22 protein-coding genes are annotated in these 21045 nt (G+C 38.4%); all 22 read right to left on the minus strand.

Going from position 1 to position 21045, the window contains the following annotated elements:
• Positions 1-209: 209 nt before the first annotated feature.
• Positions 210-905, minus strand: coding sequence for a DNA-binding response regulator (locus tag ACLNCP_RS01115; protein WP_424843909.1), 696 nt, complete (start codon positions 903-905; stop codon positions 210-212).
• 77 nt (positions 906-982) lie between these two features.
• Complete coding sequence (gene lacD, locus ACLNCP_RS01120) at positions 983-1963, minus strand: tagatose-bisphosphate aldolase (protein WP_001229114.1); 981 nt, start codon at positions 1961-1963, stop codon at positions 983-985.
• Between the two features lies 1 nt (position 1964).
• On the minus strand, positions 1965-2894 hold the full coding sequence (locus ACLNCP_RS01125) for a tagatose-6-phosphate kinase (RefSeq protein WP_424843910.1): 930 nt from the start codon (positions 2892-2894) through the stop codon (positions 1965-1967).
• 10 nt (positions 2895-2904) lie between these two features.
• Positions 2905-3420: a galactose-6-phosphate isomerase subunit LacB gene (gene lacB, locus ACLNCP_RS01130; RefSeq protein ID WP_001216916.1), complete on the minus strand. Its 516-nt coding sequence runs from the start codon at positions 3418-3420 to the stop codon at positions 2905-2907.
• 30 nt (positions 3421-3450) lie between these two features.
• The gene (gene lacA, locus ACLNCP_RS01135; protein WP_000029277.1) at positions 3451-3876 is read right to left on the minus strand and encodes a galactose-6-phosphate isomerase subunit LacA; all 426 of its coding nucleotides are present in this window, start codon (positions 3874-3876) and stop codon (positions 3451-3453) included.
• A gap of 285 nt (positions 3877-4161) precedes the next feature.
• The gene (locus ACLNCP_RS01140) at positions 4162-5058 is read right to left on the minus strand and encodes an aldose 1-epimerase family protein (RefSeq protein ID WP_247949287.1); all 897 of its coding nucleotides are present in this window, start codon (positions 5056-5058) and stop codon (positions 4162-4164) included.
• Positions 5059-5158: 100 nt separating this feature from the next.
• Entirely contained in the window at positions 5159-6634 is a 1476-nt protein-coding gene (locus ACLNCP_RS01145; protein WP_084924488.1) for a PTS galactitol transporter subunit IIC, read from the minus strand.
• Positions 6635-6681: 47 nt separating this feature from the next.
• On the minus strand, positions 6682-6987 hold the full coding sequence (locus ACLNCP_RS01150) for a PTS sugar transporter subunit IIB (RefSeq protein ID WP_000590547.1): 306 nt from the start codon (positions 6985-6987) through the stop codon (positions 6682-6684).
• 38 nt (positions 6988-7025) lie between these two features.
• A complete protein-coding gene (locus ACLNCP_RS01155; protein WP_000521976.1) occupies positions 7026-7502 on the minus strand; it encodes a PTS sugar transporter subunit IIA in 477 nt (158 codons plus the stop codon).
• A gap of 261 nt (positions 7503-7763) precedes the next feature.
• On the minus strand, positions 7764-9587 hold the full coding sequence (gene lepA / locus ACLNCP_RS01160; protein WP_001047207.1) for a translation elongation factor 4: 1824 nt from the start codon (positions 9585-9587) through the stop codon (positions 7764-7766).
• Positions 9588-9665: 78 nt separating this feature from the next.
• Positions 9666-10394 (minus strand): metallophosphoesterase family protein, encoded by a 729-nt coding sequence (locus ACLNCP_RS01165; protein ID WP_424843911.1) that lies wholly within the window; start codon positions 10392-10394, stop codon positions 9666-9668.
• 1 nt (position 10395) lies between these two features.
• Entirely contained in the window at positions 10396-12063 is a 1668-nt protein-coding gene (gene recN / locus ACLNCP_RS01170) for a DNA repair protein RecN (RefSeq protein WP_261037590.1), read from the minus strand.
• A gap of 6 nt (positions 12064-12069) precedes the next feature.
• Entirely contained in the window at positions 12070-12501 is a 432-nt protein-coding gene (locus ACLNCP_RS01175) for an arginine repressor (protein WP_001034401.1), read from the minus strand.
• Entirely contained in the window at positions 12494-13309 is an 816-nt protein-coding gene (locus ACLNCP_RS01180; RefSeq protein ID WP_424843912.1) for a TlyA family RNA methyltransferase, read from the minus strand. The genes ACLNCP_RS01175 and ACLNCP_RS01180 overlap by 8 nt, the downstream gene beginning before the upstream one ends.
• On the minus strand, positions 13302-14177 hold the full coding sequence (locus ACLNCP_RS01185; protein ID WP_424843913.1) for a polyprenyl synthetase family protein: 876 nt from the start codon (positions 14175-14177) through the stop codon (positions 13302-13304). Before ACLNCP_RS01185 ends, ACLNCP_RS01180 begins: the two co-directional genes overlap by 8 nt.
• On the minus strand, positions 14174-14386 hold the full coding sequence (locus ACLNCP_RS01190; RefSeq protein ID WP_000043226.1) for an exodeoxyribonuclease VII small subunit: 213 nt from the start codon (positions 14384-14386) through the stop codon (positions 14174-14176). Before ACLNCP_RS01190 ends, ACLNCP_RS01185 begins: the two co-directional genes overlap by 4 nt.
• The gene (xseA, locus tag ACLNCP_RS01195) at positions 14364-15704 is read right to left on the minus strand and encodes an exodeoxyribonuclease VII large subunit (RefSeq protein WP_424843914.1); all 1341 of its coding nucleotides are present in this window, start codon (positions 15702-15704) and stop codon (positions 14364-14366) included. Before xseA ends, ACLNCP_RS01190 begins: the two co-directional genes overlap by 23 nt.
• A 126-nt stretch (positions 15705-15830) precedes the next feature.
• Entirely contained in the window at positions 15831-16469 is a 639-nt protein-coding gene (gene udk, locus ACLNCP_RS01200) for a uridine kinase (protein WP_001181376.1), read from the minus strand.
• A gap of 110 nt (positions 16470-16579) precedes the next feature.
• On the minus strand, positions 16580-17458 hold the full coding sequence (gene truB / locus ACLNCP_RS01205) for a tRNA pseudouridine(55) synthase TruB (RefSeq protein WP_424843915.1): 879 nt from the start codon (positions 17456-17458) through the stop codon (positions 16580-16582).
• 20 nt (positions 17459-17478) lie between these two features.
• Positions 17479-18564: an AAA family ATPase gene (locus ACLNCP_RS01210; protein WP_424843916.1), complete on the minus strand. Its 1086-nt coding sequence runs from the start codon at positions 18562-18564 to the stop codon at positions 17479-17481.
• Complete coding sequence (locus tag ACLNCP_RS01215; protein ID WP_424843917.1) at positions 18565-19365, minus strand: hypothetical protein; 801 nt, start codon at positions 19363-19365, stop codon at positions 18565-18567. It lies immediately after the preceding gene.
• Between the two features lie 9 nt (positions 19366-19374).
• On the minus strand, positions 19375-21045 hold the full coding sequence (locus tag ACLNCP_RS01220; RefSeq protein WP_424843918.1) for a hypothetical protein: 1671 nt from the start codon (positions 21043-21045) through the stop codon (positions 19375-19377).

Raw genomic sequence — 21045 nt, forward strand, 5'->3', positions numbered from 1 at the left:
AAAGCATCTGTAGAAATGGTTTCGAATAAGAGTTTGTTATCCATTTCTATATCCTCCTTATAATATATTTGTCTAATGCATTTGACAAATATATTATAACATTTTAATCTCTGTAACAACCTAAAATTCCTAAATATCTCGATTATTCTTCCTAAATGGACTTAGAAATCCTTTATTTATTTTCCAATATTTCTAGAAGTGAAGAAATTTTATTTTTTGGAAACAGGGCACATATCTCCATTAATTAAATAAAGCATCCCTTCTTTCTTAGAAAAGAAATCGATACAATCACAATTGATGGCGTACGATCTATGACACCTAAATAATCTTCTATCTGCTTCACAAATCTTATTTAATGTAGAATAAATTTGTATATCTGTGTATTTGGTATGCAAGGTAATTCTATGAGGATCACTTGTTTCAAAATATAAAATATCATCAAAAGGCATATGAATTGTACCTGTTTTAAGTTTTAGAATGAAATAAAAATCAATATTCTTTAACATCATTACGCGATCCAAAATAAATACTAGGCAATTTTCCAATTGATCAATCATCAAATTTTTCTTACTAAATTTAATACAGTCTAATGCAGAAACCTTTGCATGAAAAATCAATTCCATCAATGATACATCCTGTGTGAGAAATATTATAGATGCTACAGGATTTTTTAATCTCAACAAAGAACACGATTCTAAAATTTTATGATAATTATAAACATCAATATGGAATATATAAAGTTGCTCCGAACCGAAGCTAGTTTTGGAAACAGGAACTTTCTCTAATGAATTAAAAAAATTGAGACTCTTCACTTTCCAATTATGCTCTTCTGTAATTTTTCTAACTTCATCTTCTAAAAAAAATTGTAGATTTATGTCGTCTTCACAAATAAATATTTCAAACATGAGAGCTACTTCCAAAAATTTTATCTATAGAAAATAATGATAATAGACAAAGCTACTATCATTATTTGTTGTTAAATTTAAACGCGTTCTTTCCATGAAGTCGCTGTTGTTTGAAGAACTTTATTCAACTCGTCAATGTTTTCAAATCCAGTTGTGCGAAGCCATTCGCGAGCTGCTGCTTCACCATCTTTGATGTAAGCTTCAACTGATCCAGCCCATGTAGCACGGCCACAAAGAACTCCGTTAAAGTTTGCACCTGATTCATGAGCAAATACAAGAGTATCTTGGAAAAGTTTAGCTGATACACCAGCACTCAAGTAGATGTAAGGCAAGTTAGTTGCTTCATCTTGAGCTTTGAAGAAGGCTGCTGCTTCTTCACGTGTATAAACTACTTCACCTTCAGCGAAACCTTCAACATATTTAATGTTAACAGGAACTTCTACTTTCAATACATCAATGTTAAAGCGTGGGTCTGAGAAGACTTTCATAGCACCGATAACTTTGTGTGGTTTTACTTTCGCGTATTCTACAGAACCTGCGTCAGCAATTTTTTCATCGTAAGCAAGGATTTCAAGGAAGAATGGGATATCTTCAGCCACACACTCAGAACCGATACGTTCGATGTAAGCTTGTTTTTCTTGGTTAAGTTCGTCTGAGCTATCTACATCATAGTAAAGCAAGAATTTAACTGCATCTGCACCTTCTTCTTTAATACGTTTTGCAGACCAAACATCCAAGCAGTCTGGCAAGCGTTTTGTGCTTGTTGTATCATAACCTGTTTTTTCATAAGCAAGGAGAAGACCAGCTTTTTCATCAAGAGCTTTAGTCGCTGGAAGTCCATATTCAGGGTCAAGAAGCATTGATGAAGCGTATTTAGTCAATTCATCTGCTACCAAGACTTTAAGTTCTTCCATTTGAGCCACAGTTGGTTCTTCTGTTTGGTGTTGAGCCATGAGGCGTTTCAAAGCACCACGTTGGTCAAAAGCAAGAGCTGAGATGATTCCATTTTCATCAGAAAGTTTTTCTAAGCGTGCACGTTTTTGTTCTGTTAAAGCCATTTTATACCTCTTTTACTATTAATTGTTCATATAGAGCTTGATAGTTGGACATGTTGACATGACCAGTCATTTTTTCTTGAGCATTGAGCATACCAAGAACATTTGCCTTGATGAGTAATTCTGCATCCGATTCTTTATGAAGAAGTCCTGAAGAAATCCCTGCCACAGTAGAGTCTCCAGATCCGACAGGGTTGACCACCTGAATTCTAGGAATATCTACCTTGTAGAAAGTGTCGCCATGTTTGGCAAAGGCACCGTTAGCACCAAGTGAAACAATAACCCATTCAATACCTGCAAACAAAGGTTCTTGAAGGACCTCTTTTAATTCATCCAAATCCTCAGAAACTTCTCTTCCTAGAAGCTGAGACAGTTCCTCATTATTTGGTTTGATGACTGTTGGTTTATGTGGTGATTCAAGAACCGCCTGAAGTGCTGCACCAGAGCAGTCCAAAACAACAGGCTTACCAGCTTGATTAGCAAGTTCTACCAAGCTCGCATAGTAATCAACTGGAAGGCCAGCTGGCAGACTACCTGAGATAGCTACTACTTCAACTGACTCTAGGAGATTTTTGAAATGTTCCAAAAAGTCTTGACCTTCCTGTTCCAATACTTCAGGACCTTTTTCAAGAACTTCTGTTTGGTTGTCTCCGTGGAGAATAGCGATACAGTTACGAGTTTCTCCCTGAATAGAGAAGAAATCTTTCTTTACTTTATCATCGATATTTTCAACCAAAAACTCACCAAGTTTGCCACCGACTAAACCAGTAGCAAGAACAGAATCACCAAATTCTGAAAGCACTCGGGTAACATTGAGTCCCTTACCACCAGCTGTTTTGGTTACATCCACCACACGATTGACAGTATCAATCTTTAACTCATCCAAGGGATAGGAAATATCAATGGATGGGTTCATTGTGACTGTTAAAATCATAGGTCACCTCTTAGTCGTGGTATTCTCCGCGATCCCATTTTTCAAGGAATTCAGTGAAGAAGTTTGCGTCTGTTTGTTGAGCATTATGACTTTCAAGGTGTTCAATTTTCGCAATCAATTTTTTGTTTTCTTCAGTTGGTTTGTATTCAGCATGGATGAAAGCTTCGATGATATCACACATAAGCAATTCACCAGTAATCTTACCACCAAAACCGATAACGTTAGCGTTCAATTGTTCTTTAGCATAAAGGGCTGTTGTCATATCACGAACCAAGGCAGAACGAACACCTGGGACTTTATTTACAGCGTTGTTGATACCAACACCAGTACCACAGATACATACCCCAAGATCAGCTTGACCGCTAGTTACAGCTTCCCCTACTTTTTTACCAAAGATTGGGTAGTGAGTACGTGTATGGTCATATGTACCAAAGTCAATGACTTCATATCCTTTTGATTTCAAAAATTCTGAAACCGCCATTTTTTCATCTGTTACGATGTGGTCACATCCAATTGCAATTCTCATTTTTAACTTACCTTTCTTACTGTAATCTAATTAGCACATTTTGTTCAACATGTCGACACGAATTTGGTGACGTCCACCATCGTATTTACCGTTAACAAATCCTTTAGCAATGTTTTTAGCCAATTCATCACCAACAAGTTGTGCACCCATAGTGATCATACGAGAGTTGTTGTGGCCACGAGTCATATAAGCTGAACGTTCGTCAGATACTTCTGCAGCAACCATTCCTTTGATTTTTGTTGCGACCATAAATGGACCAGCACCGTAAGCATCAATCACGATACCAAGGTTTTGTTCTTCTTTGTTTACTTCTGCAGCAACAGCAAGAGTCACATCAACAAAGTCTTGACCTTCAGCTGTAACATCCACAACGTGGAAGTTTTCTTTTTCCAAGAAGTCTTTCACAACTTCTTTCAATCTCAAACCTGCAGCATCTGCACCGATAACAATAGACATATTGTATACTCCTTTTATTTTTCTAGGCTAGTAAAAACTTTAACAGTTAGCAGTTTACCTACAAAAAGTTTTCTAGCAGTTTATTGACAAATTGGATTGAATGAGATGAATGACACCTTATTCAAGTTTAGGAAACCAGCTTCCTAGAAATAATCTTTCTCTACGAAAGAGAATATAACAAGCGATTGTTTGTTTGTGACAAACATCATTTGTTGCTTACAAACATAATATACTCCTATTTCTTAAAAAAGTCAACAATTAATGTTTGTTTTTGTGTTTTTTTAATTAAAAAATTTCGATATCAAAACCAATTTGATCTACTTGAGCAGGTTCTAGGAGACGAACATTCTTCTTATCTTCTAGATGATCTCCTTCTTCAAGGGATGTTGACAAGCCAGACCATGGTTCAAAAGCAATGAAAGGTCCTTTATTCAAAGTTGACCATATAATGAGGTTTGGAAACTCTGCAAAACGAACTTTCAATCCCTTATCATGTTTACGAGAACGAAGGGCAATTGTTCTAGATTGCAATTCATCTAAGGTGACTGCATCAGTGCTGAAAAGATCATAGCTGAGGTCTAATTCTTTTTGACCTTCTAGCCATGGACTTCTATCTTGAAAATCAAGCATACCTGTTTCTGGGAAAGGACGTGGAACAGAGCAAGTCTCTTCTTTTTCAAACTCTAGATAATAATCTTCATAGACTTCATCATCAAGCAGAGGACAATTAAATCCTGGATGTCCACCAATAAAGTAAGGCATGACCTTGCTAATTTCTTTATTAAATATTTTGTATTGAGTCCGTACTGTCTTTCCAGTAAGGATATAAGTGATTTCTAAGCGGAAATGATAAGGGTAGTTCTGATAGCTATTCTCATCGTCTTCAATTGCAAAAGTTACACTATTATCTGTCTGTTCAACTAATTCAAATTCTTTCTTACGAACCAAACCATGACGAGGAATCTTTCCTTTGATTTCTTGTCCATTATCATCTATATAAAGTGCTGTATCCTCTCTCAATGAACCACAAATGGGGAAGAGAACAGGAGCTTGTCCACTCCAATAAGTAGCATCTCCTTGCCACAAATACTCAACTCCCTCGGCATCTTTTATAGAAGAAAGAGCCCCACCAAAACTGTTAAATTCAACTCTTAATTGTTCTGATTTTAATTCAATTACCATTATTTTCTCCGATTTCTTGATAGTTTATAAAAAACTAGGCTGTCACTCCTAATGGATGTCGACAACCTAGCTTTAACAATTTACATTTTATAGGAGCGCATTATTTTGCTTTTGCTGCGTACTCTTCGTTACGTTTGATCATTTGTTTTCTGTACCATGCAAAGATACCGATATAGAATACAAGGAAGACTACAGCACCAAGGATTGCTTTGATATCACCAGTTGTAGTGTTACCAATTGTCCAACCAAGAAGTTTTTCGATTGGTCCTTCAAGAGTTGAGTGAGTGATCAATTGAGTTTGGCTCACACCTTCTGGAAAGGCACCTACACCTTTAGCAAGTTCTGTTGCAAATGGTGCGATAAGTGTACCTGAAAGAAGGAAGAGTGGCAACAAGAGTGTTCCGAAGATAATCATACGGAGCAATTTACCACGGGTTACAACCAAGAGAGCTGGAGTAACACCCATAGCGATGATACCTGCAAGTGGCAAGATACCATTTCCGACGTTTGAAAGAAGCACTGCTTCAACCAACATGATTGGTGCAAGTACGTTGGCACAAGCCCAAACTTCAGCACGACCAGCGATGAAAGGCCAGTCAAGACCGATGTTGAATTTACGTCCTTGAAGACGTTTAGTAGCAACGTTTGTAATACCTTGTGAAAGTGGTTCTACGGCAGCGATGAACCATGAACCGATGAGTGAGAAGAGTTCCAAAGATACACCGGCTGTCAAACCAAGAGACAACCAACCTTTAATAACTAATTGCCAGTTTGCTGCATCTTCTACGCCAGCAACTGGATGTGGAGTACCCATCAAACCGATAACGATACCAAGGATGAAACCGATGAAGAATTTAGATCCCCAGAAACCGATTTTCTTGTTCAATTTAGCAGCATCAAAGTCATATTTATCAAGACCTGGGAAGAATTTTTCAAAAATCTTATCCAAAACCATGATAACTGGGTTCATCATGTAGTTCATGTGAGTTGAAGTCATTGGTGATGAACTTGGTGCGTTAAGAAGGTCATCAAATGTAGGTTTCATCAAATCAGAGTTGATGATTTTAAGAACACCTACAAGGACAACTGCTGCAGTGGCGATGAAGAGTGAAACCCCTTGGCTTACACCGTTGTTGTCTGCATACCATTTAATCAAAAGACCTGTGATAGACAAGTGCCAGATATCGAAGATATCAACGTCAAGTGTATCAGTTTTCTTCATAGCAAGCATCACTACGTTGACAATCAACATGATGAGCAAGAAGTAAAGTGTCCAAGCAGATCCCCAAGTGATTGTAGCAAGTGGTGCCCAACCAACGTCAGTGATGTTCAATTGAATACCAGTATTTTCAACGAATTTTGCAAGTGATGCTGAGAAAGCACCATTCAGCATACCGATGATAGCACCGATACCAGTAAGAGCGATGGCAAGTTTGATACCACCTTCAAGTGCTTTGGAGAATTTCACTCCAAAAAGTAGAGCCAATACTGTCAAAATGATCAGCATGATGATTGGCCCACCCATATCCAAGATAGGTTTGAACAGCTTATTGGCTAGTTCGATAATGACATCCATAATAGTTCCTCCCTTTTTATAGTTATATGAATGTTAACAAATTAAAATTAGCTTAACCCGTGTTCTTTGATAGCTGCTTCAATATTATCAAATACTGGAGCACTCATTGCTGGGATACGGAATAAGATTGGTCCAGCTTCGATAACTGGAATACCTGGGTCAAAACCAAGGTCTGTAGCAGCAATTGGTGTGAAGATGTCATAACCTTTGATAAGGTCTTCGTTAACGTCTTTGACCATGACTGCATCACAGTGAACATCAAAACCGCGGTTTGAAAGTTCTTCTTCAAGAGCACTTTTAATTTGGTGGCTTGAGTTAACACCTGCACCGCAGGCAGCAAGAATTTTAATCATATGGATTTCCTCCGATTTAATATTTTTAATAGACAAGATTAAGCAATTGCTTCAGCAATATAAGCATAGAGGGCTTCTGGTTCAGAAATTTTTGATAGGTCTTCAAGATGACTATTTCCAGTAAAGAAGTCCATCAACTGAGCAAGAATGTTCGTTTGACTTGAACTTGAGTTATTAATGATAAAGAAGAGTAAGGATACTTCTACTTCCTTATCTGGCGCAATCATATTGTGGAAGGTCACTGGTTTTTCTAATCGAACGACCACAACTTTTTCAGCTAGATTATGAACAATATCTGTGTGAGGAATAGCCACATTTGGCAAATCCTTACCCAAAAATTCCATATCTAGGCCAGTTGGAAATGACTTTTCACGCGTGATCAAGGCTTCACGATAGGTTGGAGTTACGATTTCGCGTTCTTCCAATAAAGTTGCAACCTGATCAAAGAGATGTTCTTGATTATCCGCTTCTAAGCAAAACACAAGGTTTTTGTCAAAGAAATGATCTAATCCCATAAGGTTTTCCCTTCTTTCCATTAACTTTATGCTATAAGTATAACACTATATGAAATCGTTGTCAATGACTTTCTGTTGTTTTTTGTCTCTTTTTTTATATTTTTGTTGTTTTTATAGTTTGTTGCATAAAAACAAACACATAAACAAACATTTCAAACATTTTTTCTGTTCTAGAAATAAAAAAAGCAGACCATTTAAGTCTGCTTTACGATTGATTCTTATATAAATTTCCTATGAACAAGGAAAGGCATTTCTGATAACTTATTCTTCATCCATACTCAAGACGCTAAGAAAGGCTTCTTGGGGAACTTCTACTGAGCCGATGGCTTTCATACGTTTCTTACCAGCTTTTTGTTTTTCAAGGAGTTTACGTTTACGAGAAACGTCACCACCATAACATTTAGCAAGTACGTTTTTACGAAGGGCCTTGATATCAGTACGAGCGACAATTTTGTGTCCAATAGCCGCTTGAATTGGCACCTCAAATTGTTGACGAGGGATGATTTTCTTGAGCTTATCAACGATGAGTTTTCCACGTTCGTAGGCAAAGTCCTTGTGAACGATAAAGCTAAGGGCATCCACCTTGTCTCCATTGAGAAGGATATCCATTTTCACTAGCTTAGATGGGCGGTACTCTGACAATTCATAGTCAAAGCTTGCATAACCGCGAGTTGAAGACTTGAGTTTATCAAAGAAGTCGAAGACGATTTCAGCCAATGGAATTTGATAGATAACATTGACACGGTTATCATCAATATAGTCCATAGTCACAAAGTCCCCACGCTTACGCTGAGCTAATTCCATGACTGCTCCAACAAACTCTTGCGGTACCATGATTTGCGCTTTAACATAAGGTTCTTCAATGGTCGCAATCTTAGTTGGGTCTGGGAACTCAGACGGGTTAGACACATCCATAGACTCGCCGTCGGTCAAGTTGACCTTATAAATAACAGACGGAGCTGTCATGATGAGGTCGATGTTGAACTCACGTTCCAAACGTTCTTGGATAACATCCATATGGAGAAGTCCAAGGAAACCACAACGAAAACCAAATCCAAGTGCCTGAGATGTTTCTGGTTCAAACTGCAGACTGGCATCGTTGAGCTGCAATTTTTCAAGTGCTTCACGTAGGTCATTATACTTGTTTGACTCAATTGGATAGAGACCCGCAAAGACCATAGGATTCATCTGCTTGTAACCATGTAATGGCTCTGCCGCAGGATTGGTTGCCAAGGTAACGGTATCACCCACACGAGTATCCTGAACCGTCTTAATAGAAGCTGCAATATAACCAACATCACCAGTCGCAAGGAAATCACGACCAACTGCTTTCGGAGTAAAAATACCAACTTCTGTCACATCAAAGGTCTTACCATTGCTCATAAGCTGAATCTTATCGCCAGGTTTGACCACTCCATCCATGACACGTACTTGAAGAATAACTCCACGGTAAGCATCGTAAACAGAGTCAAAAATCAAAGCCTTAAGTGGCGCCGTCACATCACCCGTTGGTGCGGGAACTTTTTCTACGATTTGCTCGAGAATTTCTTCAATACCGATACCAGCCTTGGCAGAAGCCAATACTGCTTCACTGGCATCCAAACCAATGACATCCTCAATCTCTGTACGCACGCGCTCAGGGTCTGCAGCAGGCAGGTCAATTTTGTTAATGACTGGCATGATTTCCAAATCATTATCCAAGGCTAGATAAACGTTGGCAAGGGTTTGAGCCTCAATACCTTGAGCGGCATCGACCACCAAAATAGCACCCTCACAGGCAGCGAGCGAACGTGAAACTTCATAGGTAAAGTCTACGTGCCCTGGCGTGTCAATCAAGTGGAAAATATAAGTTTCCCCATCTTTTGCAGTATAATTCAGCTCGATGGCGTTGAGTTTAATGGTAATCCCACGTTCCCGCTCTAAATCCATACTATCCAAAAGTTGGGCCTGCATTTCACGACTGGATACTGTCTCTGTCTTTTCCAAAATGCGGTCTGCTAGAGTAGATTTCCCGTGGTCAATATGGGCGATAATAGAGAAGTTACGAATCTTCTCCTGTCGTTTTTTCAATTCTTCTAAGTTCATGATTCTCTTCCTTTCAGGGTATCTATTTATTATAAATTGTTTTTGACATTTTGACAAGACCATACCCTGCTAGGAGTACTAATCTTCAGCGACAAAGCCGTCATTTTCGATAAAGTGGTGTTCTGTCATCCCTTGGTCTGTAAAAACAATCCCATGAAGGACACCACCATAAACAGCTCCTCCATCCATTCCAATCTTGCCATCTTCTGTAGTCCAAAGCTCAGCTGTACCGCGTTCTTGCTGTAACAAGCCATAAACTGGTGTGTGACCAAAGACAATGATTTTTCCAGTATGATTTTCTGCTTCGTGGAATGGTTTTCTAAGCCAGACTTTTTTATAATCTGTGGTTTCACGCCAGTCATCCAAGGTCAAATCAATACCAGCATGTACAAAGATATACTTGTCTGTCTCTAACACAAAAGGCATTTGACGAATAAATTCGACTAAGTCTGCCGCTTCAGTAGCAACACGCCTGGCATCCTCAACTCCATCAACTGGTGCATCCAAGGGTCGACCTAGGATAGAGTTAATGGTTGTATCTCCACCATTGCGACGATAGTGGTCATAGCTTTCTTCTGGGTTATCGAGCCAAGTCAAAAACATATACTCGTGGTTTCCTGATAAACAGATAGCCCCTTGATTATCGACCAAGTCCTTAACCATCTCTAGGACACGGCGACTATCTTCACCACGGTCAATCAAGTCCCCTAAAAAGAGCAACTGGGTCTGACCATCCCATGTTTTGAGAAGGTCTTCCAGCATCCCAGCTTTTCCGTGAACATCTCCAATTACATAATAATCTGTCATCTTATTTCTCCCTGTTTCTCAACAATTCTCTGGCTTGCGTCAGGGCTGCTTCTGTCACGTCATCACCTGCCAACATCTTAGCAACTTCCTCCACTCGCTCTTCAACCGTCAAGAGACGAACAGTCGAAACTGTTGAATGGTCATTGCTAATCTTCTCAATAAAGAATTGATAATCCGCAATCGCGATCACTTGTGGTAAATGGGAAATAGCTAGAACCTGCCCATGCTGACCAATTTTATGAATCTTCTGTGCAATAGCTTGGGCTACACGACCTGAAACTCCCGTATCCACCTCATCAAAGACAATACTTGTCTTGCCTTCTTTACGTGAAAAGGCAGACTTAATGGCTAGCATGAGGCGAGACAATTCTCCGCCAGATGCAACCTTAACCAAGGGTTTAAAATCTTCGCCAGGGTTGGTTGAAATATAAAACTCAACCATTTCATTTCCCTCACGACTGAATTTGCCCTTGCTAAAACGAACCTGAAACTGGGCTTTTTCCATATAAAGATCTTGCAGTTCTTGCTTAATCTCTGCTTCTAGCTGCTGGGCCAAATCATGACGAGCAGAGGCAAGTTGACCTGCCAAATCGACAAGATTGACTTCCAACTTCTTAAGCTCTGCTTCCATGTCCTCAGACGAAAGGTTATTACCTGTCAAGAGATTGTATTCTTCCGTAATCTTGGCAAAATAAAGCAAGACATCGTCTACAGTCCCACCATACTTACGGGTAATAGTATGAAGGAGATCCAAACGATTCTCAACCTGCATGAGGCGATTGCCATCAAAATCAAGGTCCTCAATAATAGCTTCCAGACGCTTGCTAATATCTTCTAAGACATAGTAGGTTTCAGACAGAGAGCTTGAAATTTCACGGTATTCAGGATCGTACTCTTCAACACTTTCCATGTCATTCATGGCCGAACGAACATTAGCCAGACTTGAAAAATCTTCATTGTCCAACATGCTGTAGGCATTGGTCAGTGTATCCGCAATATTTTTATGGTTGAGCAGCTTACCACGCTCTTGATTAAGAGCCAGATCTTCTCCAGCCTGCAAGTTTGCTGCCTCTATCTCTGCCATTTGAAATTCCAACATTTCAATACGTGCCTTGTGTTCCTGTTGGTTTTTCTTAACTTCCAGAACCTGCTTACGCATTTTTCGATAAGCATCAAAACTCGTTTGATAGGTTTCTTTCAAGTCCCAAAAGGCTGCATCGCCGAATTCATCCAACATTTGAATATGAAGTTGAGGACGCATTAACTCTTCTTGGTCATGCTGACCATGAATATCCACCAGATGTTGCCCAATAGCACGCAAAACAGACAGATTAACCATCTGGCCATTCACACGGCTGATACTACGACCATTTTGCAAGATTTCTCGACGGATGATAATCTCATCACTCAATTCCAAACCTTGCTCATTAAAAATTTCCTGCAAAAGGCGACTATTCTCAACTGAGAAAAGCCCCTCAATCTCTGCCTTTGGCGCACCATGACGAATAACATCTGTCGTAGCACGAGCTCCCAACATCATATTCATGGCATCAATGATAATCGACTTCCCTGCACCCGTTTCACCAGTCAGGACAGTCATCCCCTTTTCAAAATTGAGGGAAATAGCCTCAATAATGGCAAAGTTTTTTATCGAAATTTCAAGTAACATATAGACCTACCAATTTTTTACTTGTTCAAAGATTTCCTCAGCTAGACTTTCACTTCTGGCAATGACTAAAATCGAGCTATCATCAGCTAAACAGCTAAAAATCTTGTCCGCAAAAGTCTCGGTTAACTGAGCTTTTACAAAAGCTGTATTTCCTGGAATAACTTGGAGATTGATCATCTTGTCCATCAATTCAGCCGATTCGATATTGTCTTCAGCCAGTTGCAAACTTTTTACGATTGATTTTGGTAATTCATAGACATAGGTGTTGTCTCTCAAAGGAATTTTGACAATACCTAGCTCTTTGATATCTCGGGATACCGTTGCCTGAGTGGCAGTGATGCCTGCCTCTTTCAAATGTTCTACAATTTCTTCTTGCGTACCGATTTGATAATCTGTCACAAATCGTCTAATTTTTTCAAGTCTCTCTTTTTTATTCATTTTTAAATTGACTATGCGCCCTCTCTACTACTTCTTCAATCTCAGCAAGAACCTGATTGCTTGCTGACTCTTCTTTTTTCAAATACGCTAAAAATTCAATATTTCCATGCCCACCTTGGATGGGAGAAAAGTCCAAACCAAGGACTGAAAAACCTTCCTCTACTGCCATAGCTGTTACAGATTCAAGGACTTTCTGATGGACCTTGGCATCGCGAATAATTCCATTTTTCCCAATCTGCTCACGTCCTGCTTCAAACTGAGGCTTAACTAGAGCCACAACCTGACCTTGAGCTGCCAAGACTCGATGCAAGGCCGGAAGGATCAGACTGAGAGAAATGAAACTCACATCAATACTGGCAAAGCTCGGTTCCTTTTCGAAATCAGTCTTTTCAGCATAGCGGAAATTAAACTGCTCCATGCTGACAACCCTTGGGTCTTGGCGTAATTTCCAAGTCAACTGATTGGTACCAACATCGACTGCATAAACTAACTCAGCACCATTTTGCAACATGACATCGGTAAAACCACCAGTAGAAGCCCCGATATCAATCGTTGTTGTCCCTTCCACTGACAAATCAAAAACCTGCAAGGCCTTCTCCAGTTTCAAGCCACCACGACTAACATATTTGAGTTTTTCACCCTTGAGTTTCAGCTCGGTGTCATCTGGAATTTTCTCTCCTGGCTTGTCAAACCGTTCTCCATTCAGGACTGCTACGACTAGGCCAGCCATGACACCGCGCTTGGCCTGCTCTCGCGTTTCAAACAAGCCCTGTTTATAAGCTAGTACATCCACTCTTTCCTTAGCCATTGATTCTCAAACTTTCTACTACTTTTACAATCGATTCTGTTTCAAAGGGAATCTGCTGGGCAATTTCTTCTAATTTGGCATTAGCTTGTTCCAGAGTTTGGTTACAAAAGGCAATAGCCTCTTCCAAACCCAACAAAGCAGGATAGGTTGATTTTTCTGCCTGTAGATCCTTTTGTGGTGTCTTGCCAATCTCCTCAAAACTAGCTGTTACATCCAGTACGTCATCTCGAACTTGAAAAGCAAGGCCGATCAATTCACCAACAGTTTTCAGTTTTTCTTGTATTTCAGGTGCCAATTCGGCTATGGTAGCAGCCGCTTGGAAGGGATAGGCTAGTAATTTCCCAGTCTTATTAGCATGAATGGTCTGAAGTTCTTCCAAAGACAAATGCTGGTGTTCGCCTTCCATATCCAAAACCTGCCCTGCCACCATACCCAGACTTCCTGAAGCAAGCGATAAGTTAGCAATCAAGTCTACCTTAATCTGACTTGACAAATCTGCCTGCGCAATCAAGGCATAGGGGTCCAGGAATAAAGCATCTCCAGCCAAAATCGCCATTGCTTCTCCAAATTTCTTGTGATTAGTCAATCGTCCCCGACGGTAATCATCATCATCCATAGCTGGAAGATCATCGTGAATCAAACTCCCTGTATGAATCATTTCCAAGGCCGCAGCCACCTGTGCGTGAGCAGGTTTAATAGCGACCTGCAAGGCTTCCAGAACTTCTAACAGAAGAAAAGGCCGAATACGCTTGCCACCAGCATGAATGGAATAGAGAACAGACTCTCGCAAACTAAAGGCAAACTGCTGGTCTCCATAAAAATCTTTCAGGACTGACTCGACAAGAGCTAATTTTTCTTGCTTCTTCATTCAAAATCACTTTCTGTTCCGTCTTCTTGCATGACCTTAACCAAGGTCTTTTCAGCCTTGTCCAGCGTTGCTTGGAGTTCTTTTGACAAGACCATGCCCTTTTGAAAGGCAGCAATCGCATCTTCCAGAGCAATTTCACCATTTTCCAAACTTTGGACAATGGTTTCCAGTTCAGCTAGATTTTCCTCAAATTTCTTTTGCTTTGACATCTTTAACCTCTAATTCTACTTGACCATCTCGCATCAAAAGCGTCACTTGGTCTTTTTTCTTCAAACTCTCAACCGAATCTACAACGAACTCTTCTTTCTTGACAATAGCATAACCACGCGCCACGATTCGACTGGTATCCAACATCAACAAGGCTTCTGAAAGTCGCTTCACCTCAGCAACCTTGGCATCATAAACCAGCGCCATTTGGCTACGTAGGAACTTATCCAACTGGCCTAGACGGTCTTGATAACGCTGGATTTTGGTAACAGGTGATAATTGAACCAGTCGATGCGTCCTTGCTTGGACTAGCTGTTTGTTATCAGAAATCCGTGTTCGCAAATTTTGTTTTAAGCGCAGTTGCAGTTGATCCAAGCGTTGCATATAGCCATCATACAAACGCTCTGGCTGTCTAAAGATAACAGACTGACTGCATTTTTTCAAAGCTTCTTGTTTCTTCGATAGGACATTTCGGACTGCTGTTGCCATCCGTTTTTCTTGATTTTGCAAATGAGCTAATACATCCAACTTGGTCACAGGTGTTGCCAGCTCAGCCGCTGCTGTCGGCGTCGCAGCCCGTCTATCTGCCACAAAATCCGCCAAGGTCACATCCGTCTCATGCCCTACACTAGAAATGATTGGTAAACGAGATTCAAAAATAGCTCGTACCACAATTTCTTCGTTAAAGGCCCAAAGATCCTCGATAGAACCTCCACCACGACCAATAATCAGCAAATCCAAATCGTCCCGTTGATTGGCACGAGCAATATTTCCAGCAATTTCCTCCGCAGAACCCTCACCTTGCACCTTAGTTGGATAAAGCAGGATATCGACACCTGGGAATCGCCTGCTGACGGTCGTGATAATATCTCGAATCACGGCTCCACTGCGACTGGTTACTACACCAATTCTCTTAGAAAATTGGGGCAGAGCTTGCTTGAAGCGTTCTTGAAACAGGCCTTCTTCTGTCAATTTTTTCTTGAGTTGTTCAAACTGAATCGCAAGCGCCCCAACCCCATCAGGCTCAGCCTTTTCAATGATGATGGAGTAGCTACCGCTCGGTTCATAGACCTGTACACGCCCAATCACATTGATCTTCATCCCTTCTTCCAGGTCGAAACCTAATTTCTGATAAATCCCAGACCAAATAGTCGCTTGAATAACTGCATGGTCATCCTTTAGGGAGAAATATTGGTGAGTAGGTCGTTTACGAAAGTTGGAAACTTGACCAGTTAAATAGACCCGTTCCAAGTAAGGGTCTTTATCGAATTTCATTTTCAGATACTTGGTCAAAGTTGTTACCGATAAATACTTTTCCATCTCCACCTACTATTCATTTTCTTGCTCTTTCATGGGTATTATTATACCAAAAATATGCCTAAAAATCTCCATTTATGTACCATTATGAGTGAAAAATAAAAAAGGAGGCAAGGCCTCCACATCTGATTATTTACTATTTCTAGCTTCTTCCAAAATCTTTGCAATCTTGGTTGTCAACAAATCGATAGCAACTGTATTGCTGACTCCCTCAGGAATGACGATATCAGCATAACGCTTAGTTGGCTCGATAAACTGGTGGTACATTGGTTTGACCACACCTAAATACTGGTCAATAACGCTATCAAGGCTACGGCCACGCTCCTCCATATCGCGCTTGATACGACGAATAATGCGCACATCATCATCCGTATCCACAAAAATCTTGATATCCATCAAATCGCGCAGGCGCTTGTCCTCCAAGACCAAAATCCCCTCAACGATAAAGACATCTTGAGGCTCCTGACGATAGGTCTTGCTACTCCGTGTATGCTCTGTATAGTCATAAGTCGGGATGTCCACCGGACGCCCTGCCAACAATTCCTTAATCTGCTCGATCATCAAGTCTGTATCAAAGGCAAAAGGATGGTCATAGTTGGTTTTGACACGCTCTTCAAAGGTCAAGTGAGACTGATCCTTGTAGTATGAATCATGCTCAATCATGGAAATTTTTTCATCAGGGAAATGCGATAAAATGGCTCTTGAAACACTGGTCTTACCCCCACCAGAACCACCTGTCACTCCGATAATGATTGGTCTATTTTGCATGCTATCCTCCGTTTTTTTATCCGTCGTCTATTCTATCACATTTTTTGCAAAATTTATAGTCTGATTTGGATAGTCTAGGGGAAGAATTCCATCCTCACACTCCAGTTAGATTAGATAAAAACCTTCCTTGGCTTGTAGAGATTGTCCCGTTTTTCTAGAATGGCTAACAATTTATCTCCTTCAAAAGCAGCCAATTCCTTATCCGACTGTTCTAACTCAATAAAACGACCAAAGCGCACTTCTGTAGCCTCTTCTGGACTTAGGAAAACTTTGACAAGGTCCCCTGTCCCAATCTCTAGAGGATGGAGAAAATCCAGTTGGCCAGTTTCCACTTTCTCAGTGATTTCTTCCAAGGTAAGAGCATCTTCTAGTTGCAAACCAGCCGCACTGGTTCGAGTCAGATGCGACATATGGGCCGCATAACCCAATTTTTCTCCCAAGTCAACTGATAAGGTACGGATGTAAGTCCCTTTACTGCATTTTACACGAAAAGTAAAGCGTGCAAGTTCGCTCTCATAAAAAATCGGACTTGTTCGTTCAAATTGATAAATGGTCACCTGACGTTCTGGACGCTCCACTTCCTGACCAGCACGCGCATACTCATAGAGCTTACGACCATTAACCTTAACTGCCGAATACATGGGCGGAATCTGGGTAATAGACCCAGTCAGACTGGCTATTGCTTCATCAACAAGCTTTTCATCTAAGTGCGACAAAACAGGTGTCTCTGCGACCACTTCCCCGCTAGCATCCTCGGTTGTCGTGGAATAACCCAGAGTGATTTCCCCCTCATAGACCTTGCCCTCATCCTGCATAAACTCGACCATGCGGGTCGCCTTGCCAACCGCAATAGGCAAAACACCCACTACATCCGGATCCAAGGTCCCACCATGACCAATCTTCTTGGTTCCCAAAATCTTACGCAGTTTAAAAACCGCATCATGCGAGGTCATGCCCGCTTCTTTTTTTAAGTTGATAATACCGTTCATTTGTTACTTTCTAATTTCATTCATGAAATATCTTCTTCAAGAATCGTAATGTAATTATCTTTTGTAACAAAAGATAGTGTGGCTAATCTTATTGCTTGGTTCATAATTATCCTGTCAAATACATTTCTTACAAATCGCCCATTTGCATTTTTATTTTCAGGATTGCTACTATGTAATTCTAAATATTTTTTTAATTTTTCTTTTGCAGAATCATGCAAAATGTACTCTTCATTTTTGCAATATGAAAGAAAAATATCAAACATTTGGTCCACAGTATAATCTTCAAACGTAATAAAATAATTAAATCTTGATTTTAACCCAGGATTAGATTCAAAAAATTTTTTCATCAATTCATCATATCCAGCAACAATAACCACCAAATCATCACGATAGTCTTCTAATGCTTTTGTTAACTCAGTTAAACACTCTCGACCATAACTATCACTTTTATCGTTTTCAGTAATACTATATGCTTCATCAATAAACAATACACCACCTTTGGCTTTTTGTATCAATCTCTTCACTTTCAAAGCCGTCTGTCCTTGATATTCTGCTATTAAGTCTGTTCTACTTGCCTCTATAAAGTGACCTTTACTTAGTATTCCTAATGAACGATACATATTCCCAACGATTCTAGCCACAGTAGTTTTACCGGTACCTGGATTACCTAAAAACGCCATATGCATAGTTCTATTTGTTTTTTTAAGACCGATTTTTTCTCTACTTTGTTGAACTTTATTAAACGCTACTAAATCTTTAATTTCTTTCTTAACATTTTCTAAACCTATTAATGACTTTAAATCATTTGCTAGTTCTTCAAATGATTTATGATTTGTTTCTTTCAAAATTAAATAATTTGTATCAATAACTCTAGAGCCAAGATATTTATACAATAATTCCAATAGACTAGTTTGCTTATCTTTGATTTTTAAGAATGTCTCTTTACTTGTCAAGTTTCCTAATCGTTTTATAAATTCTAACTCAGCATTTTTAATATTATCAACTATATCTTGAAGAATTATTTCTAATTCATAAGTATTATTTGTTAAATCATCCAGTTTTTTCACTTCCGATTTTAACAATTTTAAATAAGTTTCACTAATCATCTACATTCCTTTAAACAATAGAAATAATACTATTATAACAACAGCGACTCCAATAGTATAGAATCCTTTTCTAAGGAAACTAATCTCTTTTTGTTTTTCCTCTAGTTCAGTTTGAAATTTCTCGACAATTAAAGTAAGATTTTTACCTTCCTCTATTAATCGAACATTCATCTTGTCTACATCGTTTTTAAGATTATTTTGTGTTTCTTCAACTTGTAAATGCAAATTGTTAAAACTATTTTCTATTTTCACTAATGATTTTAGCTTCGCTTTTAAACTATCAATTTCAATATGAATTTCACTTTGCTTATCTTCAAGTTGTTCTAACTCTTCTAATTTTTTATGATGTTTCTTCAATACATCAATTAAATCTTTATTCTGTTCAAAAACATCATCTAATAATTTTTTATTACCAGTTTGATATTCTTCTATCTCATGCAATCCCTGTATAGCTTTATTATTTGCCTCTTTTGCTGCAATCAAAGACTTTGAAATGCTTTGAATATACTCATCATCCAATATTTGAAATGTTTCGTAAATTGTATTAAATTCCTGAATAATCTTTTTGATATGTTCATTTTGATTAAAAATCTTGTTATGAACAGCTTCTCTAAGTGCATTTAAATCTTTTCCCTTGACTCCATAGTCCACAGAAAACAAATTCAATATATTCTCTTCATCTGGAACAGTAGGTAAATCAAATTGTTCAGGAATCTCTTCACTAAAGGCTTTTAATGCTTGTTTTTTTTCATTAAATCTTTCAGAATTGGCTAAAACTTGAATTTCTAATTCTTCTGACATAACATTCTCCTATAATAAATCATTTAATGCACTTTGCATTTCTTCAAGTTCTCTTTGTTTTTCATCAAAATAAATTTCATTAGCTAATAATCGCTGTTTGAAATCAATCTTTGAATTAGAAAACTCTTCTTCAACATCACCAAGTAGTTCTCTTAGTTTTTGATGGTTCTTAGCCATCTTACTAAAAATGTGGTTTCGTTTAATAGCAACATTTTGCTCGGCAACAAAAATTTGGACTTCCTGAATTCTTAACAATTCATTTCTCTTATCAGCTTGTTGCCTTTTATTCTCATCTTGTAGTTTCCTTGAAATAAAGCCATCAAGTCCGTTAATGATAATTGCTCCCAAGATTCCAGTTAGTAAACTTGCTAAGAATATCCCTAAAATATTAGCAATTGTTCCTAGAAGTTTTATTTCAAAAGTCATACCTGGTATCTTATTTAAGAACTGTTCAAAATATTCTCCTAAAAACATTGCGCCTACACCTACTAATGCGGATGTAATAATTTTTGAAACATGGGCAATTTTAATTGCAGTAGAATGAGATTCATTCTCAGGGTTTGATAGATAAGAGATACTTTCTCTAATTGAACCAAATAATTGTTTTACCAAATTTGGTAACTTTCTTAGTTTTTCAGCGAAAGCACCAATAATTTCTCCTACGATGCTTCCAACAAAACTGTCTACACCAACTTTAATAAAATCTTTGATTTTACCAAAAAATGAATGAAGAGATTTTTTCATTTCCTTAAGAAATGTATCAAAAGATTGTTTTTTTGATTTAAAATATCTCACTAAAGCATTCATAATTTCTTTCAACATTCCAAATAAAGCAGCAACCAACATAGCTTTTATAGCATCTTTACCAGCTTTATTAACCATTTTTACAGGTGCTTTTTTTGCAATATGTTTATTAATAGAGTTATTTGCTCTTTTCTCAGTTTTTAGCATTTTCTCTGAATCAGCTGCTAATTTATCATTTAACCTTTTTTCATTTTCCGCTTTTAAATTTTTCTTTTCTGAATCTGAGATATTTTTCTTATCAATTTTCTCATTGGCTCTTTGAACTTGATTCCTAAGTTTTTTTTCTCTCGCTTCTCTATTCTTTATATAGTCACTATTGGATGTTGCTCCTTTACTTTTATTCAGCGATTCATTAGTTGCTGCAAAATTTTCCTTTTTATTTGCTAAATCAGCAGTTTCAATATCAGCGATTTTTCTCCAATTATTATCAAATATTTTTTTACGAGGAACAACATGATCCAAATTAGCCTTCTCATTTATTTTTAAAGTTTTACCAGTATATTCATCCTTTAAATTATTGGATTTTTGCTTTTCTTTCATAGCTTTATTTGCATCAGTATATCTTTTATCATTCAGTATCTTAGTTCCCTCTTCTTTTGTATAACCATTAGGATGCTTATCATTATACTGCTTAAGAAGAGTATCACTTGTCATATCTAAACCAATTTGATTCGCAAATTGATTCCATATTTCATCTAAAATAGCATCCCCTAATTTATCTGGGGAATTAATTTCTTTACATTCCAATTCCAATTTTTCAAGATTAGAAAACTCAGTTGTAAATTGTTGTTCCAGTAGTTCTTCTAACTCATCGTAGTTTAAATTTTCAGACTCATATACTTCTTCTGCATTCAATACTAATAATTCATTTTCCAC

The sequence above is a fragment of the Streptococcus sp. CL6.35 genome (genome assembly GCF_049737915.1).
Taxonomy (GTDB): domain Bacteria; phylum Bacillota; class Bacilli; order Lactobacillales; family Streptococcaceae; genus Streptococcus.